The organism is Buttiauxella sp. (genome assembly GCF_049686335.1).
GTDB lineage: Bacteria > Pseudomonadota > Gammaproteobacteria > Enterobacterales > Enterobacteriaceae > Buttiauxella.
In genome coordinates this window covers 185,772-198,136 of the sequence record NZ_JBAVHX010000004.1, presented here as the reverse complement: position 1 = coordinate 198,136, position 12,365 = coordinate 185,772, and the positions used below count along the sequence as shown (strand labels likewise).

General features: G+C 51.6%; 11 protein-coding genes. 3 read left to right on the top strand and 8 right to left on the bottom strand.

Annotated features, from left to right (window positions below; translation table 11 throughout):
* Positions 1-43 precede the first annotated feature (43 nt).
* From WBL83_RS01220 to WBL83_RS01205, 4 genes are all read right to left on the bottom strand, one after another.
* Positions 44-901: a dimethyl sulfoxide reductase anchor subunit family protein gene (locus WBL83_RS01220; RefSeq protein WP_424587431.1), complete on the bottom strand. Its 858-nt coding sequence runs from the start codon at positions 899-901 to the stop codon at positions 44-46.
* 1 nt (position 902) lies between these two features.
* Positions 903-1,520: a DMSO/selenate family reductase complex B subunit gene (locus WBL83_RS01215; protein ID WP_424587430.1), complete on the bottom strand. Its 618-nt coding sequence runs from the start codon at positions 1,518-1,520 to the stop codon at positions 903-905.
* Positions 1,521-1,530: 10 nt separating this feature from the next.
* The gene (gene ynfE, locus WBL83_RS01210) at positions 1,531-3,972 is read right to left on the bottom strand and encodes a selenate/tellurate reductase subunit YnfE (protein WP_424587429.1); all 2,442 of its coding nucleotides are present in this window, start codon (positions 3,970-3,972) and stop codon (positions 1,531-1,533) included.
* Positions 3,973-4,204: 232 nt separating this feature from the next.
* Positions 4,205-4,507: a DUF1161 domain-containing protein gene (locus tag WBL83_RS01205; RefSeq protein ID WP_424587428.1), complete on the bottom strand. Its 303-nt coding sequence runs from the start codon at positions 4,505-4,507 to the stop codon at positions 4,205-4,207.
* A 176-nt stretch (positions 4,508-4,683) separates the two neighbouring features.
* Here WBL83_RS01205 and WBL83_RS01200 point away from each other — a divergent pair, with 176 nt between their 5' ends.
* Together WBL83_RS01200 and WBL83_RS01195 are read left to right on the top strand one after the other, a co-directional pair.
* Entirely contained in the window at positions 4,684-5,394 is a 711-nt protein-coding gene (locus WBL83_RS01200) for a YnfC family lipoprotein (protein WP_424587427.1), read from the top strand.
* A gap of 122 nt (positions 5,395-5,516) precedes the next feature.
* Entirely contained in the window at positions 5,517-6,515 is a 999-nt protein-coding gene (locus WBL83_RS01195; protein ID WP_424587426.1) for a bile acid:sodium symporter family protein, read from the top strand.
* A gap of 29 nt (positions 6,516-6,544) precedes the next feature.
* Here the strand turns inward: WBL83_RS01195 and add are convergent, their stop codons facing one another.
* The 4 genes from add to malX all read right to left on the bottom strand — a co-directional run bounded on the left by add (position 6,545) and on the right by malX (position 11,051).
* A complete protein-coding gene (add, locus tag WBL83_RS01190; RefSeq protein ID WP_424587425.1) occupies positions 6,545-7,546 on the bottom strand; it encodes an adenosine deaminase in 1,002 nt (333 codons plus the stop codon).
* 231 nt (positions 7,547-7,777) lie between these two features.
* Complete coding sequence (gene iraP / locus WBL83_RS01185) at positions 7,778-8,113, bottom strand: anti-adapter protein IraP (RefSeq protein WP_424587424.1); 336 nt, start codon at positions 8,111-8,113, stop codon at positions 7,778-7,780.
* Positions 8,114-8,250: 137 nt separating this feature from the next.
* Positions 8,251-9,423, bottom strand: a complete 1,173-nt coding sequence (locus tag WBL83_RS01180; RefSeq protein ID WP_424587423.1) for a MalY/PatB family protein — start codon at positions 9,421-9,423, stop codon at positions 8,251-8,253.
* A gap of 41 nt (positions 9,424-9,464) precedes the next feature.
* Entirely contained in the window at positions 9,465-11,051 is a 1,587-nt protein-coding gene (gene malX, locus WBL83_RS01175; protein WP_424587422.1) for a maltose/glucose-specific PTS transporter subunit IIBC, read from the bottom strand.
* A gap of 226 nt (positions 11,052-11,277) precedes the next feature.
* Between malX and WBL83_RS01170 the strand changes: the two genes are divergently transcribed.
* Positions 11,278-12,312, top strand: coding sequence for a Mal regulon transcriptional regulator MalI (locus WBL83_RS01170; protein WP_424587421.1), 1,035 nt, complete (start codon positions 11,278-11,280; stop codon positions 12,310-12,312).
* Positions 12,313-12,365: the final 53 nt, after the last annotated feature.

Below are 12,365 nucleotides of genomic sequence, written 5' to 3'. Positions count from 1 at the left end.
CATTTCCTTAATTGCGCGGGTTTTCCCGCGCATTTTGTACCAATTACCCTGCAACCGCCATGCCGACTGTCATATGCAGGCCGTAAAAAATCCCACGACCAATGCATTCACCCGCAACCACCAGTAGGAATCCGAACAACAAACTGGCTGTTTTGGCCGGTGTGCGGCGTACCATTGAGCAAATCCAGTAACCTAAACCGAGCGCTATCAGTGCAATACGCCATATCTGAAGTGTCGCGTAATCCGGCACTAACGCGCTGGCGTGTTGCACCGAACTCTGGATACTTGCCAGTTCGCTGCCCTGCAATACGACAACGGCAATGGTGATGAATAACGCCAGAACGCTCAGTGTTGCCAGTCTGCGGCTGCGGTATTCGTAACCGATGCTTTGCAGTAACAGCACCGCCAGCAGCGGGCCGGTCAGTAAGATGGTGAGGAAGAAGTTCAGCGTGGTGTAACCGTTATGCCAGGTTGGCACGGTATCAATCTGGTAAACACGGGTCATCGCCGCGACAAAAAACGCGCCCAACAACACAGTGATGAAGAGCCAGATTTTGCCAAGACCAGCAGGCATTTTCTTCAGTATCGAAATCAGCCACCAGAAACCACCCACGGCGAAGAACACCGAACCACTGGCAATTTCATTGCTTAAAGCCGATTCGCCAATACGATTCAGCGAGTTAAACGCCCGTAACGGTGAGCCGAGATGCATCACCGAAGCAATAAACGCAATGCCCATCAACAGCCAGATAAAGAACATTGGCCGTAACATTTTATGCTGCAACTCACTGTTATTGCTGGCGCGATTCCAGGCATGACTCATGACAATGACAGCCCCAACAACGCACTGGCCCAGTACGGTAAATACCACTAACGGCCATTCATGCCATCCGCTTCCCATCTTATACCTCCAGAGGATTGGCCAGATAACCGGTTTTATCCCCACAAGGGCGGCTGTTGGCGTTGGGTTTAATGACAATATTTGGCCGGGTGAAATGCGCTGATGGCAGCGGAGCAATCGCCGCTTGCTGGCCGTATTTTTGACGCAGTTCGTCAATGGGTGCCATATCCAGCGCACGCAATGGGCACGACTCAACACAAACCGGTTTTTTGCCTTCCGCGACCCGGGAATAACAGCCATCGCATTTGGTCATATGGCCTTTTTCGGCATTGTATTGCGGTGCGCCGTATGGGCAGGCCATGTGGCAGTAACGGCAGCCAATACAAATCTCCTCGTTTACCACCACAAAACCGTCTTCGCGTTTGTGCATCGCACCACTTGGACACACTTTGGTGCAGGCGGGATCTTCGCAATGGTTGCAGGCGATGGATAAGTAGTAGGCAAACACATTTTGCTGCCAGACGCCGTTGTCTTCCTGCCAGTCGCCACCGGCATACTCATAAATGCGACGAAAGCTCACATCCGGGGATAAATTTTTGTAGTCCTTACAGGCCAGCTCGCAGGTTTTGCAACCGGTGCAACGACTGGAATCAATATAAAAACCATATTGGGTTGTCATTCGCTATTCCTTACGCCTTTTGGATATCAACCAGATTGGTGTGTTGCGGATTCCCTTTCGCCAGCGGTGAAGGGCGTTGCGTGGTCAGCGTGTTGATGCACGAACCGTGGTCAATACGGTCGCCGCTCATATTGGCTTCGTGCCAGGCTCCCTGGCCCATAGCGGTGACACCCGGCATGATGCGCGGTGTGACTTTCGCCGGAATGCGTAATTCGCCGCGCCCATTGAACACCCGCACCATATCCCCGCTGGCGATACCGCGAGCCTGCGCATCGATCGGGTTAATCCACACTTCCTGGCGGCAGGCGGCTTTGAGCACATCAATGTTGCCGTAGCTTGAATGGGTACGCGCTTTGTAATGGAAGCCAAAAAGTTGCAGCGGATATGAGCTGCGTTCGGCCGCATCCCAGCCGTCGAAGGTAGAGGCATAAACGGGTAGAGGGCTGATGGTTTCGTCTTTTTCTAACTCCCAACTGGCGGCGATTTCTGCCAGTTGGCTTGAGTAGATTTCGATTTTGCCAGAAGGCGTTTTTAATGGACTGGCATCCGGATCGTTGCGGAAAGCCTGATACGCGACGAAATGGCCATTCGGATCTTTACGTTTATAAATCCCCATGCTGCGTAATGCTTCATACGACGGCAATTGCGGATCTTTTGCCAGCATCTTCGCGTACAAAAACTGCAGCCATTGTTCCTGAGTGCGGCCTTCGGTAAATTTCTGGTGAATGTCTGGCCCCAGTCGTCGAGCCACTTCACTGGTAATCCAGTAGATCGGCTTGCGTTCAAATTTCGGTTGGGTGGCAGGCTGGATAAAGATCAGATAACCCATATTCCCGGCGTAATCGTTAGGGATAATGTCTTCTTGTTCGACGGTCATTAAGTCCGGCAGCAGGATGTCAGCGTATTTCGCCGAAGAGGTCATAAAGTTCTCGATGACCACAATCATCTCGCACTTGCTGTCATCTTGCAGAATGTCGTGAGTTTTGTTGATGTCGGAATGTTGGTTGGTAATGGTGTTACCGGCGTAGTTCCAGATGAACTTAATCGGCACGTCGAGCTTATCTTTACCGCGCACGCCGTCGCGTTTGGCCGTCATCTCCGGACCACGGGCAATCGCATCAGTCCAGCTAAAGCAGGAAATCTGCGTTTTCACCGGGTTTTCTAATACCGGCATCCGCTCAATGGTGATGGTGTAAGTCGATTCACGTGCGCCGCTGTTACCGCCGTTAATCCCCACGTTTCCGGTCAAAATTGGCAACATGGCGATGGCTCGCGAAGTCAGCTCACCGTTTGCCTGGCGTTGTGGCCCCCAACCCTGAGTGATATACGCAGGTTTTGTACTGCCAATTTCACGAGCAAGCTTAATGATTTTATCTGCCGGAATACCGGTAATCGCTGACGCCCAGCGTGGAGATTTTTCCACGCCGTCATCACCCAGGCCTTGAATATAGGCTTTGTAATGACCGTTGGTGGGTGCGCCTTCAGGCAGTGTTTTCTCATCGTAGCCAACACAGTACTTATCGAGGAATGGCTGGTCGACGAGGTCTTCGTTAATTAAAACGTGGGCGATACCGGCAACCAGGGCGGCGTCGGTGCCCGGACGAATCGGCAGCCACTCATCTTCACGACCGGCAGCGGTATCGGTATATCGCGGGTCGATGACGATCATGCGTGCATTGGAACGCTCGCGCGCCTGTTCCAGGAAGTAAGTGATACCGCCGCCGCTCATGCGGGTTTCGGCAGGATTGTTGCCAAACAACACCACCAGCTTACTGTTTTCGATATCCGAGGTGCTATTGCCGTCATTGGTGCCATAGGTGTAAGGCATGGCACAGGCAATCTGAGCGGTGCTGTAGGTGCCATAATGGCTGAGAAAACCGCCGTAGCTGTTCATCAGGCGAGCCACTAACGACGCGTATGGCGAGGAGCGGGTGATGTTACCCCCGACAATTCCCGAGGTGTAGTTGATGTAGACCGCTTCGTTACCGTAGTTTTCTACCGTGCTTTTCAGGCTTTGGGTGATGGTATCCAGCGCTTCATCCCATGAAATTCGCTCAAATTTCCCTTCACCGCGAAGACCTACGCGTTTCATCGGGTAGTTCAGGCGGTCAGGATGGTTAATCCGGCGGCGGATCGAACGACCACGCAGGCAAGCCCGCACCTGATGATTGCCATACTCATCATCGCCGGTGTTATCGGTTTCCACCCAGGTGACTTCATTATCACGGACATGTAAACGTAGCGCACAGCGGCTACCACAGTTGACGGAGCAGGCGCCCCAGACGACTTTATCTGCGGCAGCCGGATTCACCGCAGCACCGACAGCGGAGGCGGCGGCACGCAGACCAAACGGCAGGGAGAGTCCACTCACTGCAAGCGCCAGTCCACTTATCGCACTAGTTTTCATCAGGTTTCGACGGCTAATACCGTCAGGGTTACATTGGTTCGACATAACTCACTCCATGAGGCGTTTTACGGGCTCGGGATGTCATTGTTGTAGATGTTGTTTTATGACGACGTTGCCGACTATTGCTTACTCAGCGAATATTTTCGGCTGAAATGAGTTTTACTCATTTAGGAGTAGGGTGAGTTAACACGCATCAAAGTTAGAGCGGAGTTTTGAATGAAAGTGAAAGCAGAGATTAATGAAGTAAAAACGGGGCGATGACGCCCCGAGGGAATGATTACTGAGGTTCGGTTCGCGAACCGTCCTGAGTATTTCCACCGCTAACGGGATAGTTGCCGCTGCTGGTACGCGTATAAAGAATTTTCTGGGTATCATTAGCGCAGTGACCTACGACCTGTGCATCGGGTTGATCAGCCTGGTCATTTGGCACTATCGTTAAAGTGAACCCCGATTCGGGAACACCGTTCTTCATGATCTTTTGCTGAATGTCGGCCTTAACGGTATCGCATGACGTCTGTGCCGCGAGTACCGGGGTCGTCGCGATTAAAAGACATACACCCAGCCAAATAGCGTGTTTCATCATCTCTTCCTTATGTTAGGGATGTTGTATAAGGATAGTACCTGTAGTGTAAAGTGTTGTATTTGCTTATATCATGATGATACCCATCATCCTCCAGGCCGCAGGGGTGTTGGCCGCCAGGCCGCAAATCGAATGCTAATGGGTCTATAAAATTTCAAGTCGGGGACAGGACTTACGTGAAGAAAATCATTATTCTCTGTGCGCTGGCAGCCTCTGTTGTCGGCTGTGATAATCAGAATACTACGCTCTCCTACACGCCAGAAATGGCAAGTTTCTCCAATGAATTCGACTTCGATCCGTTACGCGGGCCGGTCAAAGATTTCACCCAAACGCTTATCAACCAGAAGGGCGAGGTGATTAAACGCGTGGTGGGTCTGGTGTCGGAAGAAGGGTGTTTTAACGAACTTGAATTTCATGACCTGGAAAATAACACCGGCGCTACGCTTGTGCTGAATGCTAACTATTATATCGATGCCGTAAGCCATGAAAGACGCGTGAAATTGCAGGGTAAATGCCAGCTGGCAGAATTACCTCAGGCTGCCGTCACTTATGAAACCGACGATAAAGGCTTTGTGGTCGCCGCCCAGAGTAAAGAGGCATCGATAGTCTACCGTTATGATTCTGAAGGTTATCCGTTAGGCAAAACCACCAAATCGAATGACGAGACTCTGAGCATCACCGCCAAAACCGGCAGTGACCTGAAGAAAAAACTCGATTTCACTTCAGAAAGTACCCTCAACGGCAAAGCTATCGCGCAGATAAAACAAACTTGCGACTACGACGGCCACTTTAATCCGCTGGAATGTGAGCTAAATATCACTGACCCCAATGCGAAGCCGCCGAAGATAGAAACGTACACCATCAAAAATAGTATCAATTACTATTAAATTTGGGTTGGGTCGCTTTCGTCGGTCGGTTAAGCACAGCGTCAACCGACAGAAATGGTGGATGACGCTGGCGCTTATCCACCCTACAAAACTATGAATGCTCAAGGTTTGAAGGAAGCAGGATGAACTGGTTGCAACGTCTGAAAATCGATACTTTTTTGCTGATTATGATAGCCGTGGTAGTCGTGGCTTCGCTTTTTCCCTGCGAAGGCGCGGTCAAAACCGCATTCGAATATCTGACTACGGCGGCGATTGCTCTGCTGTTTTTCATGCACGGGGCAAAACTTTCCCGTGATGCGATTGTGGCAGGCATCGGGCACTGGAAACTCCACCTCGTGGTTTTCCTCAGTACTTTTGTACTTTTCCCACTGCTGGGGCTGGCGATGAGCTTTATTTCCCCTGCCATCCTTAATCAACCGCTGTACATGGGCTTCCTGTACCTCTGCGCGTTGCCAGCAACCGTGCAGTCGGCAATCGCTTTCACGTCAGTCGCGGGCGGAAACGTGGCGGCGGCGGTGTGTAGCGCCTCGGCATCCAGCATTTTGGGTATTTTCCTGTCACCGATTTTAGTCGGCGCATTAATGAATACCCAGGAAGGAACCACCGACACGCTGCATGCCATTGGCAAAATTGTCCTGCAACTGATGGTGCCGTTTGTGGTGGGGCATTTGTCGCGCCCGCTGATTGGCCGCTGGGTTGATAAACATAAAAAGCTGATTAGCATGACCGACAGGTCATCTATTTTGCTGGTGGTGTATGTGGCTTTCAGTGAGGCGGTAGTGGAAGGTATCTGGCAGCAGGTGAATGGCACCGCGTTATTAGCTGTGCTGGGATGCTCTATAGTATTGCTGGCGATTGTGCTGGTGTTTAACACCTGGGTGGCGCGGCTGATGGGTTTCAACACGGCGGATGAAATTACCATTGTGTTCTGTGGCTCGAAGAAAAGCCTCGCCAACGGTGTGCCGATGGCCAATGTGCTGTTCCCGGCCAGTGCGGTTGGGATGATGGTCCTGCCGCTGATGATATTCCATCAGGTGCAATTGATGGTTTGTGCGGTGCTGGCGCAGCGCTATGCGCGCAAAACGGCGAAGGAAAAAAGAGCGCTTGAGTCAGTCTCCTGACTCAAGCGTTTGACGAAGGATAAAGAGGCTTAAGCGGCCCGAACTTTCGCGATTAGCGCCTGCTTTTCCGCTTCACTCAGGAAGGCAATTTTCAAACCATTCTCTTGCGCGGTACGGATGTGTGCCGCGCTCAGACCCGCTTGCGGGGCCGCCACGTTATATTCATGAATAATATCGATACCCTGGACCGCCGGGTCATCAGTATTAATGGTCGCCAGCACGCCCTTATCGAGGAAGGTGATCAACGGATGCTTATCCAGCGATGCCACGGTGCTGGTTTGAATATTGGATGTCAGGCAGGATTCGATACCGATACCGTGTTCAGCGAGGAAATCCATCAGCGCCGGATCTTCAACGGCTTTAACACCGTGGCCGATGCGCTCTGCACCCAGCTCACGAATTGCCTGCCAGATACTTTCCGGGCCAGCCGCTTCGCCTGCATGAACGGTGATATGCCAGCCAGCATCGCGCGCACGGTTAAAGTGGTTCAGGAATAAACTGCCCGGGAAGCCCAGTTCATCTCCCGCAAGATCCAGTGCAGTAATGTGGTCACGATGCGTCAGCAGTGCATCTAACTCCGCTTCGCACGCGGCTTCACCAAACGTACGGCTCATGATGCCAATCAAACGCGCTTCAACACCAAAATCGCGACAGCCCTGACGAACCCCTTCAATCACCGCTTCTACCACACCGGCGACAGGCAGGTTATGCGTCATCGCCATGTAGCCCGGCGAGAAGCGTAACTCCACATAATGCAGGCCGTTGCGCGCGGCATCTTCAATATTTTCCCATGCCACACGGCGGCAGGCATCGAGAGAGGCCAGGACTTTGACGCCCCAGTCGAGTTTTTGCAGGAAACTGACCAAATCAGGCGCGGTTTCCACGACTTGTACATGAGGGCGAAGTGCTTCAAGAGAATCAGCCGGAAGTGGCAAATTAAACTGGCGGCCTAGATCGAGGATTGTTTGTGCACGAATATTACCATCAAGATGGCGGTGCAAATCGGTTAACGGCAGGGTGGTATCAATCATGGTCGCACTCTTTTATTGATTAAAGTGCGATACATTATAAATGCTACAGAGTCATAGTGTAAAAGCATCATATAAAACTTACTAAACAATGAGTTACTTGCTAGCCAGTTTCAGCTTATCTGCTTCATGAGACATTTCTGTGCCATTTACCCTTTGCTGGTGCTTTTTTTGGATTCAAAAATGAAGCTGAATAACAGGCTGAAAGCGTGGCTTCCAGCCCATAACGAGCACTCAGTCAGTCGCTGTTTCGCCAGGCATGCTTCTCAGGGCATTAATATCAATCTCAGCATCGTTTGTTTCCAGCAGTTGGGTTAACAAAAGAAGATTGTTGAATTCATTTAACAACAGTTCTGCATCCGTTTTTAAAGGCGTATCAGCCGCATCTAAAGCGGCATTGATGGCCTTTCTGACATTTTCAAGCATCTCATTCATGCCGCCATTTTTACCAATGGTCAGTAATAAGGCCCCGATAAGCAAAGACTGAGCTTCGACTTTTGCCGCAAGCTGCTTCGCTTCGGCATCCATTTTTGAAATTTTTGCGATCACACCCAGTATCAAGTTTTTCATATAAGACCTTTTATTCCAGATAAAACCCTTAAAGACATAAGGGCGAGATTTGGCTGATGAGAAACAAAATAGTCCATGTTGTGATTGCTCACCACTCTCAGGGTACTATGAAAAAGGGGAGTTTCCTCCCCTGAACGTTACTGAAGCGACTTTATCGCCGCAACAAGGCGCTTCACGCCTTCTTCAAGTTTAACCCTTGGGCAACCGGCATTCAGGCGCACAAAGCCTTTTCCTTCCTCACCGTAGGTATATCCCGGCATGATGGCGACTTTTTGCTGCTCGATTAGCGCTTTTTGCAGAGCGTTGTCATCTATTCCGAGTGGGCGTAAATCAATCCACGCCAGATAGGTTGATTGCGGCGGCTGCCAGTTGAGTTGCGCAAACTCATGGTTAAGTGTGTCTGCCACATAATGAAGATTGCTTTGCAGGTAAGCGCGCAGTGCATCGAGCCAAACGCCACCTTCCTGATAAGCAGCAATGTGAGCGACTACCGCGAGGATCGCGGGGGATGACAGCCCATCCTGGCCTTTCAGCACATTCAGATATTGCTGGCGTTCACTGGCGTCGTTAATCAGGCCGTAGGCACCGGTTAATGCCGGGATATTGAAACTCTTGGAGCCAGAAGTGAACAGCGCCCACTGGCCCTGGCCGACGTCGCTCCATGGAGTATGCGTGTGGCCTTGCCAGACCATATCCATATGAATTTCATCACTGATAACCCTGACGCCATGTTGCTCGCACAACGTCGCCATGGTTTCCAGTTCGCTGCGCGTCCAGACCTTTCCGGTCGGGTTTTGCGGGCTGCATAGCAGCATGATTTTGCATTCAGGTTTTGCCAGTTGCGCTTCCAGCGCTGCCATATCGCACATCCAGCCACCGTCAGTGTTATGCAGTGGCGCGCTCAAAACCTGGCGCTGATTCCCTTCGATGGCCTTGTAAAACGCATCGTATGCTGGAGTATGGATCAGTACCGCTTCACCCGGTTCTGACCACTGGCGAATCAGCTGCGAAACCATGTAGATAACCGACGGGCCGTAAACTACTGCCTCTTTATCAATCACACTGTTAAAACGTGTCTGATACCAGTGCGCAATCGCCCCAAGAAACTCGTCATTCTTCCAGCGGCTGTAACCCAAAACGCCATGAGACAAGCGCTTTTGTAAGGCGTCGAGAATGACCGGAGCGGTAGCGAAATCCATATCGGAGATGGTAAAGGGCAGGAGATCGGCGGCGCCGAAACGGTCTGCGACATAATCCCACTGGGTACACCAGGTTCCATGTCGGTCAACGGGGGTGGAAAAATCGAACATATCACCTCACAACAAATGGGCGCCGGAGCGCCCACTGTGATTTACGCCTGAGCAGTTTGCATCAGATGCGCCATTTCATCTTTTACCGACTGGACCTGCGGCCCAATCACCACTTGCAGATTATGTTGGTTTAGTTGCACCACGCCAATGGCGCGCAGGTTTTTCAACGCGGCACTGTCCACCAGTGACATATCTTTCACGGATAAACGCAGACGCGTAATGCAGTTATCCAGTGAGACAATATTGTCGGCACCACCTAGTGCTGAAAGGATGGCTGGCACGTTATAACCCGATTTACCTACCTGGCCGATAACCGCTTTTTCTACTGTGCTTTCGACATCACGACCCGGAGTTTTGATGTTGAAACGGGTAATCGCAAAACGGAAGATGACGTAGTAAACCGAGAACCAAATCGCGGCCACAACCGGCACCAGATACCACTTAGTCGCCAGGCCGTGCAGAATACCAAATACCACGAAATCGATGATGTTACCGTCAGTATTACCGATAGTGACACCCAAAACCGCCATCATAGTAAAGCCAAGACCGGTCAGCAGAGCATGGATAAGATACAGAACCGGAGCGACAAACAGGAACAGGAACTCCAGTGGTTCAGTGGTACCGCCGATAACGCAGGCAATCACACCAGAAATCAGCAGGCCTTTAATTTTGTGCCGATTTTCCGGGCGCGCGCAGTGGTACATCGCTAATGCAGCACCCGGCAAGCCGCCAAGGAAGGCAGGCATTTTACCTTGCGACAGGAAGCGAGTCGCACTTTCAGCAAAACCGTGAGAAGTCGGGCAGCTCAATTGTGCCTGGAAGATAGTTAACGCACCGCTGACGCTGTGTCCGCAAACATCCAGCGTGCCGCCAGCTTCCGTAAAGCGAATCAGCGCCACCAGAATGTGGTGCAAACCAAACGGCAATAATAGACGCTCGCCAGTGCCGAAAATCATTGGTCCAAACATGCCTGCACTGTTAATCATATTGCCCAGCGCGTTGATGCCTGCGGCAAACACCGGCCAAATAAGAGGGATCACCAGACCGACCAGACCCATCACAACAGTTGTGATGATGGGCACAAAGCGAGTACCGCCAAAGAATGCCAGCGCGTCCGGCAGGCGAACATTATGGAAACGTTCGTGCAGCAGGAAAACAATCACCCCGACAATCACCGCACCTAGAATACCGGTGTCGATAGACTGGATACCGAGGATATTCTGAATGTTGTTCGCCTTGAGGATCGCGGCGTCTGTGGTTGGGAGAATGCCTTTAGCCGTCAGCCAGAAGTTGACGGCCAGGTTCATGACGGCGTAACCGACAAAACCGGCAAACGCCGCAACCCCTTTGTTTTCACGCGCAAGCCCCAGAGGGATCGCGATACAGAACATAATCGGCAAGAAGCTAAAGGCAAACGAGCCCACTTTGCCCATCCAGGTGAAAATGAGCTGTAGAACAGGATTCCCTAATGCCGGTAACAGCGTCACCACATCGTGACTGCTTAGCGAACTGCCGATGCCGAGCATGATGCCGCAGAACGACAGCAATGCCACAGGCAACATAAAGGTTTTGCCAAGGTTTTGAAAAAACTCCCAAAGCGTAATTTTTTGTGGTGTATTAGCCGCCATAACGACTCCTTGACCTTGGTTAAAGTATGAGTAGGGGTACAAAACGAAGCGGATGATAAAACGTTTTACCAAGCTTTATTGCGCGTTAGCTCACAGATCCAAAGCGGAGTAGAGTGCCTAATATGCACATTCGGATTAAACGTTTTATCCAATTGTATTCATCCGTTATTTCTCAGCACATCAGGCTCAATGACGGGTGTCATTTCATGGAGGGTTCGTCTCGCTGATGACGACTCAAGAAAAGAAAATAACGATCAATGAAGTGGCTGAGGCTGCGGGAGTGTCTGTTACCACGGTTTCTCTGGTACTCAGCGGCAAAGGGCGCATCTCTGGGGCGACCGGACAGCGTGTGAACGAAGCCATAGAAAAACTGGGGTTCGTGCGTAACCGGCAAGCCGTCTCATTGCGTGGCGGTCAGAGTGGCGTGATTGGTTTGATCGTGCGTGATCTGTGTAATCCTTTTTATGCAGAACTCACGGCAGGGCTGACTGATGAGCTGGAAAAGCAGGGCAAACTGCTGTTTCTGACACAAAGCGGCGCTGAGGGTCAGCACATGCAGCGTTGCTTTGAGACACTGGTTTCTCAGGGGGTGGACGGCATTATTGTTGCCGGCGCGGCAGGACAGGGCGCGGATATGCGCACTGTTGCCGAACAAAAAAGTCTGCCGCTGGTGTTTGTCTCGCGAGCCAGTTACCTCGACGAGGCCGATATTATCAGACCGGACAACATGCAGGCCTCGCAGCTGGTGACCGAACACCTTATCAAGCGTGGCCATCAGCGAATTGCCTGGCTGGGCGGGGACGGTTCCTCATTAACGCGAGCCGAGCGTGTTGGCGGCTATTGCGCCACCTTGCTGAAATACGGTTTGCCTTTCCATAGTGAATGGATAATCGAATGCGAACCCAGTCAGAAGAAGGCCGCCGATGCGATAACCACGCTTTTACAACATAACCCGACCATCACCGCGGTGCTTTGCCACAACAGTACCGTGGCGATGGGTGCCTGGTTTGGTTTACTGCGTGCCGGACGGCAAAGCGGCGAGGGGAGCATTGACAGTTATTATGACCAGCACGTCGCACTGGCTGCATTCGCCGAGGTGATGGATGACGAGCTGGATGATTTACCGTTAACCTGGGTGTCTACGCCTGCACGCGAAATCGGCCGAAGCGCCGGGCAACGGATCCTCAAACGGGTACAAAATGATAACGAAGAAGTGCGTAGCCAGATAATGCCCGCGAGATTAGTGGTGCGAAAAAGCTAAACGTGATGGGTAAGCTTACAGGTGCTCAACGTTGGGTAAAGCTGTAACAAATG